The sequence below is a fragment of the Lederbergia wuyishanensis genome (assembly GCF_022900255.1).
Lineage (GTDB): Bacteria > Bacillota > Bacilli > Bacillales > Bacillaceae_C > Lederbergia > Lederbergia wuyishanensis.
Genome location: NZ_JALIRM010000001.1, coordinates 712,548 through 739,511, shown reverse-complemented (window position 1 = coordinate 739,511; position 26,964 = coordinate 712,548). Strand labels below are relative to the sequence as shown.

Annotated in this window: 28 protein-coding genes; 21 read left to right on the top strand and 7 right to left on the bottom strand. The window is 34.0% G+C overall.

Annotation, left to right across the window (positions count from 1 at the left end; all coding sequences use genetic code 11):
* Positions 1 to 9 precede the first annotated feature (9 nt).
* The 12 genes from metA to MT489_RS03570 all read left to right on the top strand — a co-directional run bounded on the left by metA (position 10) and on the right by MT489_RS03570 (position 11,540).
* On the top strand, positions 10 to 915 hold the full coding sequence (gene metA / locus MT489_RS03625) for a homoserine O-acetyltransferase MetA (RefSeq protein WP_244680132.1): 906 nt from the start codon (positions 10 to 12) through the stop codon (positions 913 to 915).
* 53 nt (positions 916 to 968) lie between these two features.
* Positions 969 to 1,982: a phosphotransferase gene (locus tag MT489_RS03620; RefSeq protein WP_244680131.1), complete on the top strand. Its 1,014-nt coding sequence runs from the start codon at positions 969 to 971 to the stop codon at positions 1,980 to 1,982.
* Entirely contained in the window at positions 1,976 to 2,803 is an 828-nt protein-coding gene (locus MT489_RS03615; protein WP_244680130.1) for a GNAT family N-acetyltransferase, read from the top strand. Before MT489_RS03620 ends, MT489_RS03615 begins: the two co-directional genes overlap by 7 nt.
* 15 nt (positions 2,804 to 2,818) lie before the next feature.
* Entirely contained in the window at positions 2,819 to 3,574 is a 756-nt protein-coding gene (locus MT489_RS03610) for an exodeoxyribonuclease III (RefSeq protein ID WP_244680129.1), read from the top strand.
* Positions 3,567 to 4,409 (top strand): oxidoreductase, encoded by an 843-nt coding sequence (locus tag MT489_RS03605; RefSeq protein ID WP_244680128.1) that lies wholly within the window; start codon positions 3,567 to 3,569, stop codon positions 4,407 to 4,409. The genes MT489_RS03610 and MT489_RS03605 overlap by 8 nt, the downstream gene beginning before the upstream one ends.
* An 11-nt stretch (positions 4,410 to 4,420) precedes the next feature.
* Positions 4,421 to 5,437, top strand: a complete 1,017-nt coding sequence (locus tag MT489_RS03600; RefSeq protein WP_244680127.1) for an HIT domain-containing protein — start codon at positions 4,421 to 4,423, stop codon at positions 5,435 to 5,437.
* Between the two features lie 69 nt (positions 5,438 to 5,506).
* Positions 5,507 to 5,935 (top strand): cell wall hydrolase, encoded by a 429-nt coding sequence (locus MT489_RS03595; protein WP_244680126.1) that lies wholly within the window; start codon positions 5,507 to 5,509, stop codon positions 5,933 to 5,935.
* Between the two features lie 115 nt (positions 5,936 to 6,050).
* Positions 6,051 to 6,950 (top strand): UTP--glucose-1-phosphate uridylyltransferase GalU, encoded by a 900-nt coding sequence (galU, locus tag MT489_RS03590; RefSeq protein WP_280518472.1) that lies wholly within the window; start codon positions 6,051 to 6,053, stop codon positions 6,948 to 6,950.
* A complete protein-coding gene (locus MT489_RS03585) occupies positions 6,947 to 8,275 on the top strand; it encodes a UDP-glucose dehydrogenase family protein (RefSeq protein ID WP_244680124.1) in 1,329 nt (442 codons plus the stop codon). The genes galU and MT489_RS03585 overlap by 4 nt, the downstream gene beginning before the upstream one ends.
* A gap of 193 nt (positions 8,276 to 8,468) precedes the next feature.
* A complete protein-coding gene (locus MT489_RS03580; RefSeq protein WP_244680123.1) occupies positions 8,469 to 9,554 on the top strand; it encodes a hypothetical protein in 1,086 nt (361 codons plus the stop codon).
* Between the two features lie 109 nt (positions 9,555 to 9,663).
* On the top strand, positions 9,664 to 10,779 hold the full coding sequence (locus tag MT489_RS03575; RefSeq protein ID WP_244680122.1) for a glycosyltransferase family 4 protein: 1,116 nt from the start codon (positions 9,664 to 9,666) through the stop codon (positions 10,777 to 10,779).
* On the top strand, positions 10,776 to 11,540 hold the full coding sequence (locus tag MT489_RS03570; RefSeq protein ID WP_244680121.1) for a HipA family kinase: 765 nt from the start codon (positions 10,776 to 10,778) through the stop codon (positions 11,538 to 11,540). Before MT489_RS03575 ends, MT489_RS03570 begins: the two co-directional genes overlap by 4 nt.
* 426 nt (positions 11,541 to 11,966) lie before the next feature.
* Here MT489_RS03570 and ftsH read toward each other — a convergent pair whose 3' ends face one another.
* The 4 genes from ftsH to MT489_RS03555 form a co-directional block, all read right to left on the bottom strand.
* Positions 11,967 to 13,793, bottom strand: coding sequence for an ATP-dependent zinc metalloprotease FtsH (ftsH, locus tag MT489_RS03565; RefSeq protein WP_244680120.1), 1,827 nt, complete (start codon positions 13,791 to 13,793; stop codon positions 11,967 to 11,969).
* A gap of 90 nt (positions 13,794 to 13,883) precedes the next feature.
* Complete coding sequence (gene cydS, locus MT489_RS22400) at positions 13,884 to 13,988, bottom strand: cytochrome bd oxidase small subunit CydS family protein (RefSeq protein WP_370876353.1); 105 nt, start codon at positions 13,986 to 13,988, stop codon at positions 13,884 to 13,886.
* A gap of 14 nt (positions 13,989 to 14,002) precedes the next feature.
* Positions 14,003 to 15,028 carry a cytochrome d ubiquinol oxidase subunit II gene (locus MT489_RS03560; protein ID WP_244680119.1) on the bottom strand — a complete coding sequence of 342 codons (1,026 nt, stop codon included), beginning with the start codon at positions 15,026 to 15,028 and terminating at the stop codon, positions 14,003 to 14,005.
* Entirely contained in the window at positions 15,025 to 16,371 is a 1,347-nt protein-coding gene (locus tag MT489_RS03555; protein WP_244680118.1) for a cytochrome ubiquinol oxidase subunit I, read from the bottom strand. The genes MT489_RS03560 and MT489_RS03555 overlap by 4 nt, the downstream gene beginning before the upstream one ends.
* Before the next feature lie 328 nt (positions 16,372 to 16,699).
* Here MT489_RS03555 and MT489_RS03550 point away from each other — a divergent pair, with 328 nt between their 5' ends.
* The 4 genes from MT489_RS03550 to MT489_RS03535 are packed head-to-tail and all read left to right on the top strand — an operon-like array spanning position 16,700 to position 20,808.
* Positions 16,700 to 17,260: a DUF4358 domain-containing protein gene (locus tag MT489_RS03550; protein WP_244680117.1), complete on the top strand. Its 561-nt coding sequence runs from the start codon at positions 16,700 to 16,702 to the stop codon at positions 17,258 to 17,260.
* A gap of 24 nt (positions 17,261 to 17,284) precedes the next feature.
* Complete coding sequence (locus MT489_RS03545) at positions 17,285 to 18,670, top strand: MBOAT family O-acyltransferase (protein ID WP_244680116.1); 1,386 nt, start codon at positions 17,285 to 17,287, stop codon at positions 18,668 to 18,670.
* A 12-nt stretch (positions 18,671 to 18,682) separates the two neighbouring features.
* Complete coding sequence (locus tag MT489_RS03540; protein WP_244680115.1) at positions 18,683 to 19,801, top strand: DHHW family protein; 1,119 nt, start codon at positions 18,683 to 18,685, stop codon at positions 19,799 to 19,801.
* Positions 19,786 to 20,808, top strand: a complete 1,023-nt coding sequence (locus tag MT489_RS03535; protein ID WP_244680114.1) for an aminoglycoside phosphotransferase family protein — start codon at positions 19,786 to 19,788, stop codon at positions 20,806 to 20,808. The genes MT489_RS03540 and MT489_RS03535 overlap by 16 nt, the downstream gene beginning before the upstream one ends.
* A 4-nt stretch (positions 20,809 to 20,812) precedes the next feature.
* Here the strand turns inward: MT489_RS03535 and MT489_RS03530 are convergent, their stop codons facing one another.
* Positions 20,813 to 21,277: a GNAT family N-acetyltransferase gene (locus tag MT489_RS03530; RefSeq protein WP_244680113.1), complete on the bottom strand. Its 465-nt coding sequence runs from the start codon at positions 21,275 to 21,277 to the stop codon at positions 20,813 to 20,815.
* Positions 21,278 to 21,433: 156 nt separating this feature from the next.
* On the opposite strand from MT489_RS03530, the gene MT489_RS03525 reads away from it, so the two are divergent.
* The 3 genes from MT489_RS03525 (at position 21,434) to MT489_RS03515 (ending at position 22,725) form a co-directional block, all read left to right on the top strand.
* Positions 21,434 to 21,853, top strand: a complete 420-nt coding sequence (locus MT489_RS03525) for an SRPBCC domain-containing protein (RefSeq protein ID WP_244680112.1) — start codon at positions 21,434 to 21,436, stop codon at positions 21,851 to 21,853.
* A gap of 10 nt (positions 21,854 to 21,863) precedes the next feature.
* Entirely contained in the window at positions 21,864 to 22,331 is a 468-nt protein-coding gene (locus MT489_RS03520; RefSeq protein WP_244680111.1) for an NUDIX hydrolase, read from the top strand.
* A gap of 73 nt (positions 22,332 to 22,404) precedes the next feature.
* Positions 22,405 to 22,725, top strand: coding sequence for a hypothetical protein (locus MT489_RS03515; RefSeq protein WP_244680110.1), 321 nt, complete (start codon positions 22,405 to 22,407; stop codon positions 22,723 to 22,725).
* 66 nt (positions 22,726 to 22,791) lie between these two features.
* Here the strand turns inward: MT489_RS03515 and MT489_RS03510 are convergent, their stop codons facing one another.
* On the bottom strand, positions 22,792 to 22,983 hold the full coding sequence (locus MT489_RS03510) for a YbxH family protein (RefSeq protein ID WP_244680109.1): 192 nt from the start codon (positions 22,981 to 22,983) through the stop codon (positions 22,792 to 22,794).
* A gap of 119 nt (positions 22,984 to 23,102) precedes the next feature.
* Here MT489_RS03510 and MT489_RS03505 point away from each other — a divergent pair, with 119 nt between their 5' ends.
* Positions 23,103 to 23,939, top strand: a complete 837-nt coding sequence (locus MT489_RS03505) for a hypothetical protein (protein WP_244680108.1) — start codon at positions 23,103 to 23,105, stop codon at positions 23,937 to 23,939.
* Between the two features lie 276 nt (positions 23,940 to 24,215).
* Here the strand turns inward: MT489_RS03505 and MT489_RS03500 are convergent, their stop codons facing one another.
* Positions 24,216 to 24,761: a DinB family protein gene (locus MT489_RS03500; protein WP_244680107.1), complete on the bottom strand. Its 546-nt coding sequence runs from the start codon at positions 24,759 to 24,761 to the stop codon at positions 24,216 to 24,218.
* 413 nt (positions 24,762 to 25,174) lie between these two features.
* On the opposite strand from MT489_RS03500, the gene MT489_RS03495 reads away from it, so the two are divergent.
* The gene (locus MT489_RS03495; RefSeq protein ID WP_244680106.1) at positions 25,175 to 26,911 is read left to right on the top strand and encodes an ABC transporter ATP-binding protein; all 1,737 of its coding nucleotides are present in this window, start codon (positions 25,175 to 25,177) and stop codon (positions 26,909 to 26,911) included.
* Positions 26,912 to 26,964: the final 53 nt, after the last annotated feature.

Here is a 26,964-nt window from a genome sequence, read left to right as displayed (position 1 = left end):
GAGTTCAAGTTGCCGATCAATATACCACCTAGAATGCCGGCAAGAGAAATATTGGAAAAAGAGAAAATTTTCGTCATGGATGAGGAGCGAGCAACAACTCAAGATATTCGCCCTTTGAATATCTTAATTTTAAATTTGATGCCTCAAAAACAGAAGACAGAGGTTCAATTGTTACGATTGCTTGGAAATTCACCTCTTCAAGTGAATGTCTCATTTCTTCATATGGAAACACATCAATCAAAAACGGTTAGCAAGTCTCATCTTGATCAGTTTTATACAACTTTTTCGGCAGTAAAAACGAGATATTTTGATGGAATGATCATTACAGGGGCACCTATCGAACATTTGCCATTTGAAGATGTAACATATTGGGAAGAATTGAAACAAATAATGGAGTGGACAAAGGATCATGTCACTTCCACGATGCACATTTGTTGGGGAGCACAGGCCGCTTTATTTTATCATTATGGTATTGAAAAGTATGAGCTATCCGAAAAGTGCTCTGGAATCTATCAACATCATATTGCAGATCCAAAGGTAAAATTATTCAGAGGATTTGATGATGTATTTTTTGCTCCGCATTCACGAAATACAAGTGTTCAAAGTAATGAAATTAAAGCACACCCGGAATTGTCACTTTTATCAGAAGGTGAAGCAGGACCATTTATCATTTTGTCAAAAGATGAAAAGAACATCATGATAACCGGACACCTCGAATATGATACTACAACTTTAGCTGAAGAATATAATAGAGATATTAATAAAGGGATCGATATTCAGCCTCCTGAAAACTACTTTCCGAATGATGACCATACTAAGAAACCAATCAATACTTGGCGGTCTCATAGCCATTTAATGTTTTCTAATTGGCTAAACTATTATGTATATCAAGAAACACCTTATGACTGGAACTAAAAAAACTTATGGACCATATTGGCCCATAAGTTTTTTAATAAGGAGGAACATGGGTGAAGGTAGATAATAGCTCAATACATAAGCCAAGTTTACTAGAATTCATTAATAAATCCTATAATATTGGAGAAGGCTTAAAAATTGACTTTATTCCTAAAGGGGAAGAAGGATATTGTTATTCTCTTGAAACTAAATCAAGAGAAAAGTATTTTGTAAAAGTTATAAAAACGGAAAGGAATCTTACAAAAGCTTTAACAGCAATACATAATTTTCATTTAGTTAAAAATAAAACTTATTTACTATCACCGATTCAATCAAAATCGGGTGATGTTGTTGTTTGTTTTGGATTATATCAAATTTCTGTCTTTCCTTATATAAACGGGATATCTATATACGAAGGACAACTTACTTTAGATGACACAATTCAAATAGCAACGATGATGGCAGATTTTCATTTGATTGATAAAAGTGAAATCTTTAGCTTACCTAGTGAGCAATTTGATAATCCTTTTGAAAAAAACATATTAAAAATATTATCTAACCTAAAGGAAAAAGATAATTCTGTCTCTACATATAGGCAACAAGCACGGAAATTATTCGAGAATGAAAAAGCGGATATTTTGTCCACACTGCATCGTATGACAATAATGCAAGAAAAATTAACATCCTTGTCATTAATCTACTCCTTTACTCATGGTGATCCTAATTATGCCAATATTATGCGTGAATCAGAAGGACAACTATACTTAATTGATTTTGGTGAGGTTGCATATGGACCTATAGAAAGAGATATCGTAGCTTTTATAGGAAATGAATTCTTCCAACCGTTTCTATTAGAATATGTAAAACATAATCAGAACGCTAAATTTCATATAGACGTTTTTGAATTTTATTTATATCGTTGGGCATTACAAGAAATCTCAGATTATGGATCTCAACTTTTTTTCGGCTCTATGGGTGAAGAGGAAAACGAACATGCTTGGGCAGAATTACAACCTTATTTGCCACTACCTCATGAGGAAATTGCAAAGAGTCTCAACAACATAAAAAAGGAGTTGGACAAATGTTAAAATTTACGAGATACAATGACTATGAAAAATTCCAAACAGATGTTTTACCATTTTTAGAAAAACATGAAGCAGAGAACAATCTTCCAATAGGGGTGCTAAATTCATTAACAGAAGAATCAACTATATACTTGATGGCCACGATTTCAAAGGGTGAAGAAATAGTAATTGTTTTGTTACAAACCCATCCTAAGCAGATTATTTTGTCAAAACCACCAAAAATGGCAGATGATGACATTGCAGAGATTGCGGAACTTATTAAGGAGCAAGTAGAAGATATTCCAGGCTTGATTGGGCAAAGGGACTTCACTGAAAAAGTAGTTAAAATGATTAATAATCCACATTTCAGCGTTCATATGAATCAAAGGCTATATATATTAACTTCGATAAAAAAGGTAGCAGATCATAATGGAGAGCTACGCCTTGTAAAAATGCAAGACCTTTCAGTTATAAAGCAATGGCTGTATTTGTTTTGTGAGGAAATAGGTGAGAAAATCAGTCAAGAAGAATCTGAAGAAAAAGCCATTGAATTAATCCAAAGAGCTCGGTTGTATGCTTGGGTAAATGAGGACAAGCTCGTTACAATGGCAAGTGTAAGTCGTCCAACAAAAAATAATATTTGTATAAGCTACGTCTTTACGCCAATTGAAAATAGAAAAAAAGGCTTTGCATCTAACTGTGTATCAGCCTTATCACAGTTAATGCTGGATAAGGGCTATAAAACAACTAGCTTGTATACAGATTTAGATAATCCAACTTCTAATAAAATCTATATGGAAATTGGTTATGAACCGATTATGGATTCAATTTTATACCGGAAATGAAGGAGAAAAGGCTTTATGAAACTTGTATCTTGGAATGTAAACGGCATAAGAGCGTGTGTAAAAAAAGGATTTTTAGATTATTTTTCTGAAGTAGATGCAGATATTTTTTGTCTACAGGAAACGAAATTACAAGCCGGACAAATTGAACTGGAGCTGGAAGGCTATAATCAATATTGGAATTATGCCGAGAAAAAAGGTTATTCTGGTACAGCTGTCTTCTCAAAAATTCTACCATTAAACGTAACATATGGCTTGGGTGAAGAGGAGGGAGAACCTGAGGGAAGGATTCTTACATTAGAATATGAAGAATTTTATTTAATCAATGTCTATACACCGAATGCACAAAGAGATTTAGCAAGACTTGATTTTCGTCTATCTTGGGAAGACCGCATGCTTCAATATTTAAAGGAATTGGATAAAAACAAACCAGTTATTCTCTGTGGCGACCTGAATGTTGCTCATAAAGAGATTGATTTACGAAATCCAAAATCGAATATAGGGAATTCAGGTTTTACTTTTGAAGAAAGAGATAAATTTACGACCTTGCTTGAAAATGGCTTCGTAGACTCTTTTCGTCATTTTTATCCTAACCAAGAGGGTGCTTATACATGGTGGTCATATATGAACAAAGTGAGAGAGCGAAATATTGGCTGGCGGATTGATTATTTTGTTGTTTCTGAAAGAATGGCAGCTAAGTTAATAGATTCACAAATTCATTGTGATGTGATGGGTAGCGATCACTGTCCAGTGGTGTTAGAAATAAATGCATAAGACAGCAATTATTACAGGTGCTTCTAGTGGATTTGGACTTCTTGCCACAATTGAATTAGCAAAAAACGGATTTAATGTAATCGCAACTATGAGAAATCTAAAATCAAAGGATACTATAATAGAGTTATGTAAACAAAACAATATCCAATCAAAAGTTTCTTTTATGCAGCTTGACGTAACCGCTAAGGAATCGATTGAAGAGCTCTCTAGTCAATTATCAAACCTTCCTTCCATTGACATCCTCATTAATAATGCAGGTTTTGCTTTTGGTGGATTTTGCGAAGAAGTGAGTATTTTAGAATATAAAGAACAATTTAATACTAATCTTTTTGGGTTAATTGCGGTTACTCAGGCTGTTCTTCCATATATGAGGAAACAAAAAGGTGGAAAAGTAATCAATATGAGTAGTATTTCAGGGAAAATAGGATTTCCAGGACTCTCACCATATGTTGCATCTAAACATGCACTTGAAGGTTGGTCCGAGTGTTTACGCCTTGAAGTTAAACCTTTTGGGATAGATGTCGCTATTATAGAACCAGGTTCTTTTCAAACAAATATATGGACTAAAGGAAAGAAAATTGCTCAAAAATCAACATTTCCTTCTTCACCATATGCTTCTTATATGAAATCAATCGAAAAGGAATTAGAATCAGGAAAATCAAGCTATGGTGATCCAACTGAAGTGGCCAAACTTATCGTTGAACTATGTTCAAAAAAAGAATTGACAAAACTGCGATATCCCATTGGAAAAGGGGTTAAGTTAACACTCTTTTTGAAAAATTTTATTCCCTGGAAGGTTTGGGAAAGGATTTTTCATAAACGTTTAAATGTATAGGGGGAAAGGTTATGGCGATAAAATTTACGAAAAATGAAGAATGGTTTACGTTTTTTGATGCTAATGGAAATAACATTGAACGAAAAATAGAAGTACGTTATGATCCTTTAACTGGTGAGACCTCCCGCGTTCTACATGGACATGGTTTAGCGTTGAAATCAGAAGATTATACAATAGCAGGTGAGCAAACTGGAGGGGAAAATTGCCCTTTTTGTTCAGAAAATATTCTTAAGATGACACCCATTTTTAAACAAGAAATTGCAAGTGAAGGACGGATTTTTCACGAAAATGCTATCGTTTTCCCAAATCTTTTTCCATATAGTAAACATAATGGAGTAGTCATTTTCTCAAACCAACATTACGTTCGTATGCAGGAATTTACAATGGATATGATTAAACATGCGTTTATGGCTGCTCAAAAGTATATTCTTAGTGTATTAGAAACGGATTCTTCCTCATCATATGTTTCTATAAATTGGAATTACTTACCTAATTCAGGTGGCAGCATTCTTCATCCACATTTACACGTAATTGTATCTGAATCACCTACAAACTATCAGGCAAATGTCATGGAAAAAGCAGCAGAGTTTAAACAAAAAACGGGTAAGGAATATTTTACTGAGCTCCTCAAAATTGAGAAAGAAATGGATGAAAGATGGATTGGGGAATATGGAAATTTTGCCTGGAATCATGCATTTTCCCCGAAAAGCCATAATGATTTTATCGGAATACTTCCAGATGCATTTGGAATACAAGATATTACCGAAAAGGATTGGGAAGATTTTGCTAAAGGTTTAACAGCCATTTTCCTATTATTAGAGGAACAAGGATATCCTAGCTTTAATTTATCTTTGCAATTAACAGTAAATCCCAGTCTTAAGCAACCGATTCATGTACGTCTTATTCCAAGATTTTCAATTGGACAGCTTGGAACTAGTGATATGAGTTTTTTCCAAACTATACAACAAGAACCTCTATCTGTGTTCTCTCCTGAAGAAATATGTAAATTAGCACGAAAGCATTTTTAAACCAAACTTCGGCAACAATCACACCCAATTTAAATATGATAAAGGTGAATGATTGATGGAGGTGGAGGTATGGCTGTTGTAAAGGCCAGAGAATCAGATATTAATTTGTTAGCCCGCCTATTAAGAGCCGAAGCAGAAGGAGAAGGGACTCAAGGGATGTTGATGGTCGGCAATGTCGGTATCAATCGAATTAGGGCAAATTGTTCCGATTTTAAGGATATTCGTACTATTCCACAAATGATTTATCAGCCTCATGCATTTGAAGCGGTTATCCATGGATATTTTTATCAAGGTGCAAGGGAAAAAGAAAGATCATTGGCAAGAAAAGCAGTGAACGGACACCGTCTTTGGCCATCTAAATATAGTTTATGGTATTTTAGACCACAAGGAGATTGTCCATCAAAATGGTATAATCAACCTTTTGTAGGAAAATATAAGCTTCATTGTTTTTATGAGCCGACTGGCGAAGAGTGTGAAAATGTATATAATACGTATTAATTTATTTAGCATCGTTATCGATGCTTTTTTTATTGGTTTGATAGGCGTCTATCGTGTCCCGATTGTGTACATTAGCATATAAAAGATTAACGAACATTTATTGGGGGCAGTTTTGATGAAAATTAGAAAGGCAATTATTCCTGCAGCCGGTCTCGGTACACGTTTTTTGCCAGCAACAAAAGCTCAGGCAAAAGAAATGCTGCCTATAGTTGATAAACCAACCATTCAATATATCGTAGAAGAAGCAGTAGAGTCTGGTATAGAAGAAATCATTATTATTATCGGCAGAGGTAAACGATCCATTGAAGATCACTTTGATACATCATATGAATTGGAAGATATTCTTTTTAGAAAAAAACAGTTTTCTATTTTAGAGGAAGTAAAGAAAATATCAAATTTGGTTAATATTGTATATGTTCGCCAAAAAGAGCCAAAAGGGCTTGGACATGCTATTCTTTGTGCAAAAAGTTTTGTTGAGAATGAACCGTTTGCTGTTTTACTTGGTGATGATATTGTAGTTTCAGAAACTCCATGTCTAAAACAAATTATGAATGTTTTTGAATATTATAATAGCTCCGTAATAGCAGTTCAAAAGGTTTTAGAAAAGGATATTAGCAAGTATGGTGTGATTAAGCCAAAAGGAGTAACTACAGATCCTAATCTCTTTAACATAGATTCATTAATTGAAAAACCAAAACCAGAAGAAGCACCATCCAATTATGCCATTATGGGGAGGTATATTTTAAGACCTGAGGTATTTGAGATTTTGGAAAAGATTCCAATAAAGGATGGAAAAGAATTACAACTTACGGATGCAATTAATGAACTTAATAAAAAACAGGCCGTATTAGCTTATAATTTTGAAGGGAGCCGTTATGATATTGGAGATAAAATAGGATTTATCAAAGCAACCATTGATTTTGCCATATTAAGAAATGATATTAGAGAAGAGATTCTTGAATATATAAATGAAGTGTACAAGAAAGAAAATCAAAAGAGAGATGAAATGACATGAAAATCTCTGTTTTAGGTACCGGATATGTTGGACTGTCCACTGGAGTATGTTTAGCAGAAATAGGTCATTTCGTAACATGTATTGATATCAATCAACATAAAATCGGCCAGCTTTGTCAAGGGAAATCCCCAATATATGAACCATTTCTTGAGAATTTATTATTAAAAAATGCAGATGAAGGCAGATTGAAATTTACATCCTCCTACCTGAATGGATTAGAGGGCACTGACATTATTATTTTAGCAGTTGGAACACCTCAATCTGAGGATGGTAGTGCTGATTTATCATATATTATGAAATGTGCAAAGGATATTGCACCTCACTTGACTGATGGTGTGACCGTTGTTATTAAGAGTACCGTTCCTGTTGGAACAAACGAATTAGTAGAAAAAATAATAATGAGTCATTGTAACAACGACATCACGATTAATATGGCATCCAACCCAGAGTTTTTAAGACAAGGATCTGCTATTAATGATACTTTGCATCCAGACAGAATCATTATTGGTGCAAATAGTAAGAAAGTAGCAGACAAAATAGAAGAAATGTATCTTCCATTAAAAGCGCCGATTATTAAGACCAGTATTAGAAGCGCTGAATTAATAAAATATGCTTCTAATGCATTTTTAGCGACAAAGATTAGCTATATTAATCAAATTGCAAATTTATGTGAAATGGTAGGTGCTGATGTAAACGATATTGCATTAGGCATGGGGACAGATAAACGTATTGGATTATCCTTTTTACAAGCAGGTATTGGATACGGTGGATCATGTTTTCCAAAGGACGTTAAAGCTTTACACCTGACAGCTGAAAAGCACGGAATTCAATTTTCTTTGCTAAAAGAAACAATGAGAATTAATGATGAGCAACAAGAACTTCTTGTAAAAAAAGCGAAAAAGCGTTTTGGATCTTTAAAATCAAAAAAAATTGCATTGTTCGGACTTTCATTTAAGCCCAATACTGATGATATGAGAGAAGCACCTTCCATAAAAATTGTAAGATTATTATCAAATGAAGGAGCAAATGTAGTAGCTTATGATCCTGTAGCAACTCATAACGCAAGGGAAGTTTTGGGAAATATGATTAGTTATGCAAACTCTCCGGAAGAAGCTATTCTAGATGCGGATGCAGTGTTTATCGTTACAGATTGGGATGAATTCAAACACTTAAATATTACTAATATATTGAAAAAAATGAGATGTCCTATCATTTTTGATGGGAGAAATTGCTTGGATGAATCCATGTTGCATTTACTTGAAATTGGTGAATATTATCCTGTTGGAAGACCTTCAGTTATATTTTCTAATCAGAAATCAGATTAATTATTTTCCTTTTTTAGACGCTTGCCTTTACACTTTTATCCATCATTGAATTAACTATATTAAGAGGTGATACTAAACTATTTTTTAAAATTAAAGTAATAAATAAATATTAGAAGAATGTGCTGAAAGTATATACTTGTTCTGCTCATTCTTAATTTCTGTCATCCCTTTATTACTGAAAAAGGAGAATGTTATGGATACTAAATTACTGGATGATTGGATTAAGAACATCAAAGTTAAGAATATAGAAAATGAAGACGTGGAAGTGGTTAATAAATCACCGTTGGTTATGATAGGAAAAGGCCGTCAAGGTGCAGTTTTTCAAATTGATAATGATACTTGTGTAAAAGTATTTGGGAATTCGGAGGACTGTGACCGAGAAAATTATGCATTGTCACTAGGACAACGTACAGATCTTTTTCCTAAGATTCATGCAAAAGGGTCAAATTATATCGTAATGGATCTTATTAAAGGAATCGATGTAAGGGAATATTTACAATCTCAACCATTAACAGAAGCTCTTTCTGAGAAATTAGTCAAAATGCTCATTACATTTAAAGAAATTGGCTTCCAACGGATAGACCATCATAAAAGACAAATTTTCATACAAGAAGATGGTAGTTTAAAAGTAATTGATGTCTCAAGGACCGTTTGGCGCGACCGTGTATATCCTTATCCTCGCAAATTAATGACTTCATTAGGTGAAAAAAATAAAGCTTTGTTTTTGTCCCATGTTCAAGAATTGGCGCCTGAATTATATGATGAATGGATTCATTATATTCGGATGGAAGAAATATCACGACAAATCACACAGTCATTTATCGCACAAAAACCGCAGAAAAACAGTTTGCAAAATCTAAGTTCAGGATTGTTGACCACAAATGACGAAAAACAATATGTAATACTTCTTGAAGGCCTTTCACATAAAGTTTTTAAAGAAGAATGGATTAAAGCGATGCTTGCTAGAGGATATGATATAGATTCTGTCATGAAAAAAATTGATGAGCATTGGGATAATTATGAACAAAGTTTTAATGAAAATAAAACTTCAGTTTCAGATGATAGTGGTGGGTATGAATATGAAATAGTTACTCAAAAGCAAAGAAAGCCATTAATATATAATGAAGAAAATGCAACTGTTTATTGGCATGATGATTCAAAAAACAACTCAAAAGAGGAACGTAAAAGTAAGAAAAAGCGTAAGAAAGAAGAAACTAATGTTTATGAATATATCCCTTATAAAAGGCCTACGCGTATACAAGAAATTAAATGGAATTAGTTCAAGAAGTTAAGTTTATTAATATTGTTCCAATACAATAAAAATATTCTTTATTTCCTAATATACATCAATTGCTAAGACCCAAATATATTTACGAGGAGATAATTGAATGAAATTACTTGTTATATGGCGTCTACTGACAGTTGGGGGGGTTAACGCAGGTTGGAGGAATCGAGCAATTCATTTTAAAAAGCATGGAATTCATACCGAATTCCTTTATACAACCGACCATGGCGGTCTTCATATCATGCAAGATGTAGCATCAGTTTATTTAACCAAAGATGAAAAAAAAATTATCAATATCATAAAAAACAATTCTTATGATGCAATTATTGTTGTTGATACTGGTGCTGCATTTAAATGGATCAAAAAAGCAAAATATAAAGGACCAGTTATTGTCGAAGCACGAACACCTGAGCTTATAAAACTCCAACCACATTTAAGGAAGTTTAGAGGAATACAACCAAAATCAATTATTGTTCCATCGGAATATCAAAAGCGATTAGTTTCAATACTTTCTGATGGAATCCCAATAAATGTGATTTATAACGGTATCGATACTTCTTTCTTCCGAATATTATCTAATGAGGAAATTGATGAAGAAGAGTTACCTGTAATACCAAATAACAAAAAGATTATTGGCTGGATTGGCAGAGTAGATAAACGAAAGAATTGGCCAATGCTTTTAGAAATCGCAAAAATGATTAAAGAAGAAAGAAATGATATTGAAATATGGTTGATTGGCGGGGCACAAAGTGTACAACGTGAAGAATTTGCCATGAAAAGAGAAGAAGAGCAGCTTACCGATATTGTTAAATGGTTTCCTGTTATCCATTATCAGAAGATGCCTTCAATATATGCAAAGATTCGGCAATCTGGCGGATGTACACTAGCGACTACAAAAACTGAATCATTTGGTAATACATTTATAGAATCTATGGTATGCGGGGTACCAGTAGTGGCTTCAAAATTAATGCCTATGACTGAATTAGTAATTCACGAGGAAACAGGAATGCTTTATAAAGAGCGGAATGTAAAAGATGCAGTGACCCAAATTTACCGGATTTTAGATGATCCTGAATTACATCAAAAGATGTCAATAGAAGCTAATAACCATGTACAAAATCATTTTTCGATTCAACAGGTTGGAGATCAGTATATCGAGTTGATAAAAAATATAATTACTAACAATAATGAAATTAAAAATGAGTTGAGTGCGTTATGATTAAGCCTCTTGAATACAAAAAAACACTTGATGGAAAGTCGAATGCTCATCTAATTACTTTTGACGACGGAAAAGATTATGTTGTTAAATATTTTCAACCAGGTTTCGATAAAGCATTACCAAATGAGTGGGTTTCCTATTGTTTAGGAAGATATCTTGGACTTCCGATTCCCTTCTCGAAGATAGTAGAAGTACCACCCGAGTTTTCTGCAAATATACCTGAACTTCAACAAATGAGTGATACTCAATTCCACTTTGCATCTATGTATATCCCTGAATGTATCAATGGGCACGAAGTTAACAACGTTACAGAGATCATTAATTTTGAGACTTTGGCAAGCATCATTTTATTTGATTATTGGCTAAATAATCATGATCGAACACGAAAAAATATTTTATTGCTCGAAAAAGAACCTCAATCTTATCAATTATGGGCTATAGACCATGCAGAGGTTTTTGGTTCGTATAATTGGCTCCTATCTGATATGGAAATACAACAAGAACAAATTATGAAAAGTGCAACTCATCAATTTATGGCAATGTTTATTAAAGATGAAAATACTTTTTATGAACAGTTAGAGTTAATTCAAACTATGCCTACATTTTTAATTGAAGAAACTGTATCGTTAATACCTGAAGAATGGAATGTATCAAGGGAAGAAAGGAAGGCAATAGTAAGCACTTTGAATGTACGTCGGAAAAAAATACTTCCTAATCTGTTAGAGAAAGTTATTCGAGAAGTGTATCGGCCATTGCATTAGCAAAAAGACTCCAACGGGGTCTTTTTTCAATATAATTCATTAGTTATATCGATATAATATTTATTTGAGATTAATTATTATGAGGTATTAATAGCGGTATAGCGGTCTTGATACCTGGTACTAATTCACGATAAAAACTTATACGTACAAGTTAAATTTTAAAAAAAAGAGACGGAACATAACTATTTTCGACAAAGATAAATCCGAACAATAGGTTGATAAGTGTATATACCCGATCTGGAAATATACTTCGCTTTCCGTGGGCGGCTGGTGAGCCTTCTCGCTCGTCCCGAGCTCCGGGGTCTCACCTATGCCTTCCTCCCACAGGGGTCTTCAGATATTTCCACTAAGGTATATCATTGTTCGTCTCTAGTTTTGATTGTTTTAGTTATGTCCCAGCCTCGCAATTAACTTTATGCTGTGATTTTACTTTTGATTTCGGGATAAAATATTCATAAATTCCTCGCCACTGATTGTTTCTTTTTCAAGGAGATATTTTGTCAATTCGTGCAATTTATCTATATTTTCCTCTAATATTTTGATAGCATTTTGGTGGCAGGATTTAATTATTTTTAAAACTTCGTCATCGATTTTAGAAGCTGTTTCTGCTGATACTAAAAGAGAGGTATCTCCTCCCAAGTATGGATTATTCACTGTTTCCAGTGCCATCATATCAAATTGTTCGCTCATACCAAATCTTGTTACCATGGACCTGGCAATTTTAGTTGCTTGTTCAATATCGTTGGAAGCGCCGGAAGTAATGGTTTTAAAAATAATTTCCTCAGCAGCGCGTCCTCCCATATATGTTGTTATTTTATCTAAAGCTTGCTCCTTAGTCATTAAAACAGTTTCACGTTCGTCAACTTGCATTGTATAGCCTAAAGCACCTGATGTTCTTGGAATAATCGTTATTTTATGAACAGGTGCAGAGTGAGTTTGCTTCGCCGCGACCAATGCATGTCCAATTTCATGATATGCAATTGTTAATTTATCTTTCATGGAAATTACAGCATTTTTTCTTTGGTAACCTGCAATTACAACCTCAACTGATTCTTCCAAATCGTTTTGCATTACTTTATTTCGTCCCATCTTAACCGCTCTAAGAGCTGCTTCATTAATAATATTTGCTAAATCAGCACCTGAAGCTCCTGAAGTTGCTCTTGCAATTACGTTAAAATCGATTTCATCATTTAATTTTACTTTTTTTGCATGAACTCGCAAAATCGCTTCACGTCCTGCCAAATCCGGTAATTCAACTGGAACCCTTCGATCAAATCTTCCAGGTCTGAGAAGTGCTTTATCAAGTGTTTCAGGTCGATTACTTGCGGCAAGAATAACGACACCTTTATCGGCATCAAAACCATCCATTTCTGTTAAAAGCTGATTTAATGTCTGCTCTCTCTCGTCATTGCCTCCAGATATTCCTGAGTTACGGCTTTTCCCAATAGCATCTATTTCATCAATAAAAACAATACAAGGTGCTTTTTCTTGTGCTTGCTTAAATAAATCTCTAACCCTTGCAGCTCCCATACCAACAAACATTTCCACAAATTCAGAACCTGAAATGGAGAAGAAGGGAACTTTTGATTCTCCAGCAACGGCTTTGGCAAGAAGAGTTTTACCTGTCCCTGGTGGGCCAACTAATAAAGCGCCTTTTGGAATATTTGCTCCGATATCCCTATACTTATTCGGATTGTGAAGGAAGTCAACTATTTCTTGCAATGCTTCTTTCGCTTCATCTTGACCCGCGACGTCTGCAAATGTGATTCCTGTCTGAGCTTCGACATATACTTTTGCTTTACTTTTACCGAAGGAAAGTGCATTTCCTCCACCCATCAAGCGGTTTTGCATTTTTTTTGCAAACCATTGACCTATGAGTATAAAGATCAGAAGGGGAAGAATCCATGATAATAGGAACGTTAGTACAGGAGATGTTTCTTTTGGGATAACCTTAGAAAATTCGACATTTGCATTATGCAATCTGTCTACTAATTTAGGGTCATTTATTGTTCCTGTTTTGTAAAGCTTAGCTTTTGAGGTATCAAATGGTTCAAAAACAATCTCATTATTTTTAATTTCTACTTTTTCTACCTTTCCTTCTTCAACCATAGTTAAGAATGTTCCATAATCAACCTCTTTAATAGAATAATTATATATGGCTGGCAAAATAAAAGAATTAAGAAGCAATATCACAAGTATTGTGATTCCATAATAAAAAATAAGTGGTTTTTTGGGCGGTTTTATTTCTTTCATTCAGCATCCTCCCAGATGATTAATAACAAAGCTAGTTTCTCCAATTTAAAAGTAAATATAGCCTAATCCTTTAAGAATTAGGCACATACTTTACTCATCATAATATGGATTTTCTCGAGCAGCTGCCCAGAATGCTACGCCAATTGACAAAAATAAGACGATAAATGGTGCGGCAAAAATAAAGAATTTGGTCATGAAAGCATCTCTCCTTACGGGTGATAATCAGATTTTCCTTCTACATATTTTTTATCAAATAAAAATAATCGTAAAAGCAAGTACAATGAAGGAATCAACAAACAAAGACCTGCAATGAAGGCTGTAACTAGTGATATGGCCATCGCTTTATTTGTAAATCCGTCATAAATAGTTAAATGGGGGTAAAGCAAGTAAGGATAATGTGAAAACCCATATGCATAAAAGGCAAGAGCGAATTGGCCAGCAAGTAACCCGAAAGCTCGACCATAATTCTTTCGATTCCAAATAAGCCAAACCGTTCCAATAAACATCAGAAATGAAAGAGCGAACAACCACCATAAATCCAGAATTCTAGCGTAATGTTCGGGATTGTGAAAACGAAGCTCAACAATAATTCCCCCAGCAGTCACAATCGTTGGAAACGCCCAAAGTAACGCATACTTTCGCATTAGTTCAGTAGCTTTTGTATCCTTTGCTTTATGGGCATACCAAGTGAGAAATACTGCTGAAATATATAACACAGCAGCAAGACTTAGCACAACGATACTCCATGTAAGTGGGCTAGAAAATAAAGCCCAATAATCCAAGACTGGATTGCCATCAACCATTGAAACAAACCCACCCTCGGAGATTGTTAGTACAATTGATAAGGATGCTGGAATAAATAACCCTGACAGTCCATACATAAATGCATATCCTTTATGACCTCTGGAACCATATGTTTCAAATGCGTAGTAAGAACCACGAATCGCTAAAAGTAAAATCGAAATACTGGCCGGTACAAGAAGAATCGTCCCGTAGTAAAATGCAGTTTTAGGAAAAAAACCAACAACTCCGACAAAGAAGAACACTAAGAAAACGTTCGTCACTTCCCAAACTGGTGACAAATACCGTTGAATGATATTTGTTAATATATGTTTTTTACCGGAGTAAACACTGTAAGCATTGAAAAAACCTGCACCAAAATCGACAGAAGCAACGATTACATATCCAAATAGGAATGTCCAAAGAACTAATATACCGAGGATTTCTAAATTCATCTTGGATCACCGCCTTTTTCCGCTGCACGATCTTCTAATTCTCGTTCGACCGGATTCTTTCGAAACATCCTACTTAAAATAACAATTGTACCGATGGCTAAGACAATATATAATCCAGCGAATAATACGAGCATAATGTCCACATGATTACTTGAGGTAGCTCCATCAGCAGTTCTCATCAAACCCCGAAGCACCCAAGGTTGTCTACCGACCTCTGCCATCCACCAACCCGCTTCAATCGCGAGTATAGAAAGGGGACCACCTAGTACGATTAGCCATCTAAACCATTTCTTATGAATGAATGGCCATCTCCGTTTCATGCCTATCCAAAATACGAACGATAATACAACCATCCAAACTCCGATCGTTACCATAATATCGAAAAGATAATGGATATAAAGGGGAGGGATTTCGTCTTCGGGAAATTTGTCCAAACCGAGAACTTCGGCTGTAGGATCGTTATGTGCTAATACACTTAAAGCAAATGGAAGCTTTATCGCATACTTAACCTCACCATCATCCAATACTCCATACATAATGAGCGGTGCTTTTCCTTCTGTTTCAAAATGCCATTCAGCAGCAGCTAACTTTTCAGGTTGGTATTCCGCTAAATATTTTCCTGAAAAGTCTCCAATAATAGCAGCTGCAATTGAAAAAATAAGCCCTAGCTTCATTGTTAAAGACAAAGCTTTTTTATGATAAATATGATTGGAGCCTTTTAATAGACGAAACGCTGCAATAGATGCAAGAACAAAAGCAGAAGTCATATATGCAGTTACGACAACATGAGCTACTTTTGTAGGCATAGCAGGGTTAAACATTGCTACGATAGGATTGACATTAACAAGCTGGCCATCTACTAGCTCAAATCCTTGCGGTGCATTCATAAATGCATTGACCATTGTAATAAATACTGCAGAAAAAGATGCTCCAACAGCAACAGGAATAAGCAATAGCAAATGCTTTCTTTGATTTTCAAAACGATCCCATGTATATAGGTATATACCTAAAAATATTGCTTCAAAAAAGAAAGCGAATGTTTCCATAAACAGGGGAAGTGCAATAACATTACCTGCTAACTCCATGAAGTTTGGCCACAGTAAGGATAACTGTAACCCAATGGCAGTTCCTGTTACAACACCAACTGCTACTGTAATGACAAAACCGCGTGTCCATCTTCTGGCTAAAAGAATATAATGTTCATCATTTTTTTTGATCCCAACCCATTGTGCAATCATGATCATGAGTGGAATTCCAACGCCAATGGTGGCATAAATAATGTGAAAAGAAAGTGTAAGTTCTGTTAAAATCCGGCTAAAAAAAAGTGCTTCTTCATTAACCAAAAGTTTCTCCTCCTTTACGAACCGAATATTCTCCCTAAAATTGAAATTAACATGATTGTCGCTACACCAAATGCAAGCCAAATAAGACCTTTTTCATGTTTTTTATACATGTGATAACTCCCCTTAATTGATAGTGGTGAAGCATTCTCCTAATATACATCATACCCGTTTAAGAGGAGTTTTTACTTAAAGGGTTTGACTAAATTGCAACATACTTTAGTCTATATTGTGAATTTTATCACATAAAAATATTATAGAATATAGTGAAACAAAACCACAAAACTTTCGTCAAAGATTATGGAGAACAATTTAAAAATGAGGTGCAAACATGAAAAAAGCATTATATTTAACAGGGATGATAGTAATAGCACTTTTTACACTTATTGGATGTAGCGCTGGAGCAAATAATAAAGAGGGAACTGCTAATATTTCATTAGAAGAAATTGTTAAAGGAATAAAAGAGAAAATTGCTGAAGATTTAGAAGCAAATGGTGTGCAAGATGCGCTAAAGGATGGAGTTTTACAAGCATACATAGAAAGTGACCTTGTAGAAAAAGATGAAAACAATCCTAATAGCGAATTTTTAATGGAAAAATTAAATATTGATCCAAATGATATTGAAGAAGGCTATATCATCGCCGCAATGATGAACGTAAATTCTGATGAAATTATTCTTCTCAAAGCGAAAGACGACTCAAAAGTGGATGGCTTAATTGAAGTGTTGAAAAAAGAAAAAGAAGCACAAGTCACGACTTGGGAACAATACTTACCTGATCAGTACGAAAAAGTAAATAATAATATTATTAAAGTAAAAGGTCCTTATTTAATTTATATCACATATGAACAGCCGGAAAAGTTAGAAAAAATATTTGATGAAAAGCTTAAATGATTTTTGACGCTATGGTGATAGCATATGGTTTTTAGCAGCTTAGTATTTCTATTTGTCTTCTTACCTATAACATTATCGCTCTATTATATAAGTCCAAGAAAAATGAAAAACTTGCTCCTTCTCATACTAAGTTTGATTTTTTATGCATGGGGGGAGCCTGTTTATATTTTTCTGATGATTTTCTCGGCAGTTACAGATTACTTTCACGGATTATTGATTGCAAAATATAAGGGAAAATATTTATCGAAATTCTTTTTATTATCTTCAATCATTATTAATATCGGTGTACTTTCATTTTTTAAATATTCCGATTTTTTTATAGAAAATATTAACTTCTTACTTGGAACGGATATTGAACTATTAAACTTGCCTCTTCCAATCGGAATTTCTTTTTATACTTTTCAAACGATGAGTTATACGATTGATGTATATCGAGGGAAGGTGCAACCGCAAAAAAATCCGATTGCCTTGGCGATGTATGTTTGTTTATTTCCTCAGCTTATCGCAGGACCAATAGTGCGTTATGAATCGATTGAAAAAGAGTTAATTCATCGTCGTGTTTCTTTACAGCAATTTGCTGATGGAGTCAATTTATTTGTAATTGGATTAGGAAAAAAAGTATTGCTTGCCAATAATATCGGTTTGTTATGGAACGGCATTGAGAGTCGGAGCTTTACAGAGTTAACAGTAATATCTTCCTGGTTAGGGATTATCGCATTTGCACTACAAATCTATTTTGATTTTAGTGGATATTCTGATATGGCAAGAGGACTTGGAAAAATGTTTGGTTTTAACTTTCCGATTAATTTCCAATATCCATACATTTCACGAAGCATTTCAGAATTTTGGCGAAGATGGCATATGACACTTGGTGGTTGGTTTCGAGACTATGTGTATTTTCCACTAGGTGGAAGTAGAAAGGGACAGAAAAAACTTTATCGAAACCTATTGATTGTGTGGGGTTTGACAGGTTTTTGGCATGGGGCAAGCTGGAATTTTGTTGTATGGGGAATTTATTTTGGTGTGTTGATAGCTTTAGAGAAGGCGGGGCTTAGTAAGATATTACTCCGTGCTCATCCCGTTTTCCAGCATCTTTATTTTATATGTTTCATTTTAATTGGTTGGGTTTTATTTGTATTTGAGGATCTTACTCAAGGACTTACATATTTATCTATTATGTTTGGAATTTCGGGGAACCAAGTACTAGACCAACAAACAATGTATGAGCTATATACAAATGGTGTTCTGTTTATTATTGGGATTATGGGTGCCATTCCGATTGGCAAACTATTCATCAATAGAAAAATTGTGAGAGATATTTCGCCCATTATTTATTTTGTCATTTTGTTACTATCAACTGCTTTTCTTGTAAACGAATCATATAATCCTTTTTTATATTTTCGATTTTAATGAGGGAAAAACATGCGCAATACTGATAAAATCATAGCCTTCATGTTTATAAGTTTTTTAGGATTTATTTGTATATTGAATTTGATATCGAAGGACGTTGTTTTTTCCGAAGATGAAAATCGTATTCTCGAACAAAAGCCAACACTTTCCTTAAAAAACATTCTATCCGGAGAATTCATGGATCGATATGAAACATATATTTCAGATCAATTCGCTTGGAAAAAGGAATGGTTAGGTATAAAAGCTGGAGCGGAAAAAGCATTAATGAAGCAAGAATCGAATGGGATTTACTTTGGGAAAGATGGATATTTATTAGAAGAATTTAAAAAGCCTAAAGATCAATTAAATAAGAACATAGAGCATATCAATTTTTTTGCAGAGAAAAACAAGAATCTTGATTATTATATGTTACTTGTCCCGACATCTGTTGAAATCTATAATGAAAAGCTGCCTCTTTTTGCCCAGTCATTTTCGCAAAGAGAAGTCATCGATGATGTGAAAAGGCAACTATTAGATTCAGTTCACTTTATTGAAGTTTCAAACATATTAACGGATCATAAAAACGAACAAATTTACTTTAAAACAGATCATCATTGGACGATGCGCGGCGCATATTATGCATATGTCCAAGCTGCAAATACATTAGGATTCAAACCTTATCTTATTAATGATTTTAATCAAAAAATAGTTTCAAACAACTTTTATGGAACTTTCGCCTCGAAAGTATTAGGACACAGGGTAGAGCCTGACACGATTGAAATGTTCGAGCCTATTCATGAAAGATCCTATACTGTGCAATACGATGGAAAAAATAAAAATTCTTTATATGAATGGTCTTATTTAAGTAAAAAAGATCAATATTCCTTCTTTTTAAATGGAAATCATAGTTTAGTAACAATAAAATCCAATGTGATAAATGGCAGGAAATTAGCCATTATCAAAGACTCATATGCTCATGCACTTATTCCCTTTCTAGCTAATCATTTTGAAGAAATATATGTCATCGATTTGCGATACTTCCATTCTGATCTTGATGAATTTATTAGTGAGAACGAAATAAACGAAGTTCTATTCCTTTATAATATTGTGAATTTCTCAAAAGACTCGAATCTGATTTGGTTGAAGAAGTAGAAAAAGGTGGGAGCTGGACGGAAATTAACAATCGAATAGAGGCGATTTTAAGAGAATACTACGATATAGAAGCAACTAGGATAGAACAACGGACTGGGGGATGGTCAGCGCTCGCTTTTTTAATTGAAGGTAAGAACATGAAGTATTTTCTAAAAGTGTATAACAAACACAAGCCTTCAGTTATCCAGTGGATCGATGCTATTGATAGATACATCCCTCTTGTAAAGTGGATTTACGATCAAACAGAATTAAATAGCAATATTGTAAGTCCCATCTCCACGAAATTTGACGTTAATAAATGTGAAGACGAATGCTTTCTTTACTTACTTTCCGAGTATGTACAAGGTACAACAATTGGCGAGAATCCTCTAAATCATAGTCAGGTTAATGATCTAGCAAGGATTCTTGGATTGCTTCATTCATATACTTCCATTATACCTAATGAATTAATAGAACAGCAGAAAGTTGAAAGCTTTGATATTGAATATTGTGATTCATTATCCTCATTTATTCTTCAAGATCTTGATAAAAAACACGATGTAGTTTTAGAAATTCTTAATCCTTACACTAGTTGTTTATTGGATAAGATTGAAAGGATGAACTATTTATCAAATACGTTAAAACACAAAGCCCTCAAATACGTATTATGCCATGCAGATGCACATAATTGGAACATAATGCAAGCTGAAAATCTGATGCTAATTGACTGGGAGTGTGTGAAAATGGCACCTCAAGAACAAGACCTCATTTTAATCGTGACAGAGCCTTATGCACAACAGTTTTTAAAAGAGTACAGAAAACACATGAATTATGCAAAAATTGATATAGATGCATTCGAATTTTATTTCCTAAAGAGAAAATTAGAAGACATCTGGGAGTGGATTAAAGATTTGCGCTATGAAGGCCTTGTAAAATCAGAAGATATTACGCTTAAGCTTCTTAGAACGACTTTAAAGGAATGTTCAAGAGCTGATCGCTTTCGGTTGGACTTGGAAAAATTAATCTGATATATTAAAGCTTTTTTATCATTACTAAAAAAGCAGTATTGTTCGCAGTAAATGATGATTTCATTTCAAATCCTAATTTCTCATAAAGTGAAATAGCTCTTTTGTTAAACTCGGCAACAGTTAAGCGAATTTTGTTTAAATTATATTTTTGTTGAATCTCATCAATGATAAAGTTTATAAATCTATAACCATAGCCTTGACCGGTTAATTCCGGTTTGAGGCCAAATCCTAAATCTATTAATCCTTCCATTTCCGGATATAAACCCTTTTCTCGTCCTATGGGCACTTGGGCAAACGATTCTAAGCAATAAAAGCCAATTAAATCTTTACCATCGAATACTCCATAATAGTGAAGAAGCTCATTCAGAGAATCCTTATCGTCATCCATATTATAAAAATCATAAGGAGTCTCATATCTCCATTTGATGATTTGCTTAGCTTGCTCTTTGGTTAAATTTTTTATATACATTATTTTCTCCTTGATATTAGGATAGACACTTAGATAATAAACCATTTATTTTTACATTCATTTACTAATGATAACATTATTGCATGCAATATTAATTGAATTTTTTAAAGGTTATAATTATAGAGTGATTTTATAAAGAAATAAGGAGATGGTTATATGAATTCAAAAGTCGTGGGGCAAACAAAAAACGTTGGTTTTCAAATAGGTGTAAGAAGAACATTTCCAATATCTCAAAAAAAAGCGTGGGACCTTGCAACTTCAAATGAAGGCTTAAAATTATGGTTAGGAGACTTTACGAGTTTTCCATTACAAAAGAATGAGAAATACAGTGCAGAAACTGGTAATGGTGAAATTCGTGTAATTAAACCTTTACAGCAAATCCGACTTACTTGGCAAAGGAAGGACTGGGCAAAGCCCTCGACAGTTCAAATTCGTTTCTTGCCGAAAGATGAAAATAAAACAACCATTAGCTTTCACCAAGAACATCTTTCTGATGAGAAGGTTAGAGATGAAATGAAGATATTATGGGAGAAGGTATTGGACACTATAATGGAACGTTCACAAAATATTGGATAGGAAGGAATGTTTGATTTTGGATGCAGTTTTTAAAACAGAAACAGCTATTTTCAACTATCGCGTTGCTGGAATATGGATAGAAAATGGCCATGTACTTCTTCATAGAGCTGTCAATGAGGAAAATTGGTCACTTCCAGGAGGGAGAGTGGCTTTATTAGAAGAATCACGAGAAAGCATTAGAAGGGAATTTCTAGAAGAACTGGGCGTAGACATTCATATTGATCGATTAGTATGGATTGGGGAGAACTTTTTTGAATATAGGGGAAAGGAATTTCACGAGATTGGTTTTTATTATATGATCACCTCAAATCATTCTTTGTATTGCATAGAACCTTTTTATGGTCTTGAAGGGGACGGATTAATCTATAAATGGACACCTATTAGTGAAATTATAAATATGGAGTTATATCCAAGATATTTGAGAACTGGATTAAATAATTTGCCTATTACTACGGAACATTTTGTTGAAAAACAATAGACTTTTAGAAGGAGATCTTTTTTTAAGAGCAAAGATTATTTATTGAAAAATTATTAAAAAAAGGGGATTTTATATGAAGAAGTTTTTTCGAAACCCTTCTAAAGTGGCGCTATTTTCTTTGGTCTCTACAATAATAGCATTTATATTCCTAATCATATTATTAAATGTACCAGACATTGATTCAACTATCGTATTTAATGTAAAAAGAATACTAATTATTTTTATTCTCTTCTTTTTACTTTTAATTCCAGCATTTGGTTTCATATATTCATTTTTTATAAAAGGTAAAAAGAAAATACTTTATATTCTAATGAATTTAGTCTGTATAAGCACCATTTCCGTTTTTGCTTTTATGATGATTATGATAGGTTACGTTGTTTCTTTCGGTCCATAACAAGTTACACTCCTGCAATAACTGCACCACGATAGGTAGCAAACACTGATAATTGTGATGCAGTTATTAGATTCCATTTGACCTACAGTAATCAGCAACAAGCTGTTCGATTAGGTCCAATTCCGGATATTCTCCTTGAAACGTAAATTTTAATTCTTCAATGAATTGACCATTACGATACACATGAACGGCTCCGTTTTGCTCAATTACACTATATTCAGGCTCAAATATATACCCATTTCGTTCAATCGCTCCCATTCTGACATACCTCCCAGCTATTTTCATTTTACTTTTCCCTATTTTAAAACAATAAATCATGAATATGTTCCAATCATTTTTGGAAAACTTCTTGTAAAAATTCAGAAATGAGTGTTTAGATGCGTTATATAATTTCGTTTATTCTACTTACTTCTTTCGTACTTGTTAATGGACAATTTGCATCTGCCCAGGACGAAGGGATTGGAATATGGGTTGATATGCTTCCTTGGGATGAAGTCGATGGAATAATACCAAAGTACAGCAAGTTTACAATCTTGGATGTTGAAACAGGAAAAAGATTTAATGTACAGAGGAGAGCGGGAAGTGGGCATGCGGATGTACAGCCGTTAACATCTAAAGATACGAAAATTATGAAGGATATTTATAATGGAAAATGGAGCTGGAAACGAAGAGCAATCATTGTAATACACAACGATCAATGGATTGCTGCTTCGATGCATGGAATGCCACATGGTGCTGGAAAGCTTGATAATAACTTCAAAGGTCATTTCTGTGTTCATTTTAATGGAAGTAAAACACATCGAAAAAAATCTGTAGATCTTTCACATCAGCTTATGATTTTAAAGTCAGCAGGAAAATTGAATGAGTATTTAAATAGTGCAGAGCCAGAATTACTTATACAAGCTTATATAGCAGGAATAAAACAAAAGGATCGCCGTATTGTCTCGACAATTTCTGTACAAAAAATGAATTGGGAAAAGCAATTCCAAAAAGTTGAAAATATAAAACCGCTACAAATAACCACAAGACCTTACGGAAAAGACGAATTGTATCTTGATATTCCCATAGAGGTTGAATGGATTGATGATCATTCAAAACGTCATATTTTTAATGGAAAGATTCACTTAATGAGGTTTTCTCCTACTGATGGGTGGAAGGTCGACAGTAAGCGTTTTGTTAAGGAAATTTTTATAGGAAAAGAACAAGCTATATAACTGAAATTATCGAAGGTATTAATTTGGAAAGAAACCGGGACATAACTATTTTCTACAAAGATAAATTCGAACAATAGGTAGATTAGTGTATATACCGCTCCGGAAATATACTTTGCTTTCCGTGGGCGGCTGGTTAGCCTCCTCGCTCGTCCCGAGCTGCGGGGTCTCACCTATGCCTTCCTCTCACAGGAGTCTTCGTATATTTCCTCCGCTAAGTTAGATCATTCTCTTTAGGTTTCATTGTTTTAGTTATGTCCCAGCCTTTTTCTTAAATTGTTAAACGTGCAACTGCTTTGCCATCATCTTTTTGATAATCCTTATTTGTCCTCTGTGATTTAATTCATCCTCAAATACATGGAACCATTTAAAATAATTGTTGGCTTGCTCACCAAACCAAAACGGGGTTTGGTGAAACAACCATTCATCTGGGAGTGTTTTAAAGGTTTCGATTGTCCGTTCTCGAACACTAGCTAGTTCTTCCAAATAAAAATCAATACTATGACCTTTAATCTGTTCACGTGCTTTATTCCCTAAATCCAAAGCGGGATTCAACTCATTAATTTCTTCTTCAGTCAAATCGCGATTCTGAAAGGTTTCAATTTGATATGCTTTTTCTACAGCTGTCATATGACTAAGCAACATCCCTATTGAATTGGCATCTTCCTCATCAAAGAGAAAATCCAGCTCTTCTACGGTTAATTTCTTTACTTCTTCAAGCGTCATAACTCTTGAATAATTCATCATTGAAACTAATTTACTAAATTCTGCGCTCAAACCATCCTTTTGATCGATTAAAAACAATGTCTTGATATCTATAGACATTTTTCCACCTTCATTCTGTTAAGAATACATCACTTTTTATATATTCTTTAAAAGACCGTTAAATCCTTTTTTAAAAATTATTAGTGATGTTATACATGGTCTTACAGTTTTTATTAGGACTAAATATAATATCAGCCAAGGTAGAATTGCATATTAAGGATTCCACTAGCTAGAGGATACTTTCTCTATACGAGTGTTTTATGAGGAGAAAATGGATTAAGATGTTTTTTATCTTTCAAATATTTGGTTTATTTTGTATAATTTATGCATCGAAACTGAAGGAGGCAATATCAATGAGAAAACAAACAATTCTTGTACAAACATATAGGGGTGTAACACTAAATTAAACATTAAGGTGTTCCCCTTATGTGTAGATTTGAATTCTGGAAATCTAACATTAAAGGGGTAAACTTGTGAATAATCGAATTAAGAAGTTTTTATCTTATTACAAACCGTATTTGAGACTGTTTTATACTGTAATGGCTTGTGCCTTAGTTGGTTCAGGTATTGCTCTGTTGTATCCATTGTTAACAAGGTATATTACGAAGGATATTTTAGAAAATGATCTTTCAAGTGCATTAAGCCAGATTTATATCGTTTGCGGGATCATGCTTGTTTTGGTGGTCATACAAAATCTTTGTCAATTTGTCGTAGATTATCATGGTCATAAAATGGGTGCGATGATGGAAAGTGATATGCGGAGAGAATTATTTGAGCATTATCAAAAACTATCATTCAATTTTTATGACACGCAAAAAACAGGGCAATTGATGTCAAGGGTAACAAATGATTTGCTACTCTTGTCCGAGTTATATCACCATGGTCCTGAGGATTATATAAAGTATTTTATTAAATTTGTCGGGGCTTTTATCATCTTATTTTTCATCAATGCTAAATTGACATTAGCTATTTTTTGCTTTTTGCCATTAATGGCGGTGTTTGCTCTTTATTTTAACAAAAAGGTTAATATTGCACTTAGGAGAAATAAAGATCGAATTGCAGATATTAATGCTCAAGTGGAAGATAATCTTTCAGGTATTAGGGTAGTTCAGTCATTTGGGAATGAAGATTATGAAGCAAATAAATTTCATTATGAAAATAATCGCTTTTTAGAAAGTAGAAAAAACGGTTATAAAAGTGAAGCGTATTTTTCAACGGGAATGGATATTTTTGTCCAACTCATTACTATTACTGTGATTGTGTTTGGTGGCATTAATATTGTTCATGCTTCATTAGATTTGGCTGATTTGATTACGTTTTTGTTATATATTGCCTATTTGATTGAGCCAATTCAAAAGCTCACCCATGTAACGATGCAGTTTCAAGATGGAATCACTGGATTTGATCGTTTTATGGAAATGTTGGAAATTGAACCTTCTATCAAAGACTCATCAAATGCAATGGAATTGAAGAATGTACAAGGAGATGTACAGTTCCAAAACGTCAGTTTCAATTACAACGGAAACAATCGAAGTGTTTTAAATAACATTTCATTGGAAATTAATTCTGGAGATTATATTGCATTGGTTGGACCATCAGGTATAGGGAAAACAACTTTATGCTCACTCATACCGCGTTTTTATGATGTAAACGCAGGAGAAGTACTAATAGATGGCATAAACGTCAAGGATATCAGTTTGCATTCGCTAAGAAGGAATGTCGGAATTGTTCAGCAAGACGTGTATTTGTTTGCAGGAACGGTTCTTGAAAATATCCGTTACGGAAAACCTGATGCAACAAAAGAAGAAATTATAGCGGCGGCTAAAAATGCTAATGCACATGACTTTATTATTGCTTTGCCAAACGGATATGAAACCGATATAGGTCAACGTGGCGTCAAATTATCCGGAGGACAAAAACAGCGATTAAGCATCGCACGTGTTTTTCTAAAAAATCCACCTATTTTAATCTTTGACGAAGCAACGAGTGCTCTTGATAATGAAAGCGAAAAAATCGTCAAAGAATCACTGGAAGCTTTAGCAAAAAATCGTACAACGATTGTGATCGCACACCGATTGTCGACAATAAGAAATGCTAAGCGGATTATTGTGCTAACTGATGATGGAATTACTGAAGAAGGTACACATGAGGAATTGCTAGCATTAGACCGTACGTATGCTCATTTATACAATATGCAGTTTGTGATATAGCAGTTTGAGAAATCTCCCTTTTCAATATTGAAAAGGGAGATTTGTTGTCTGAA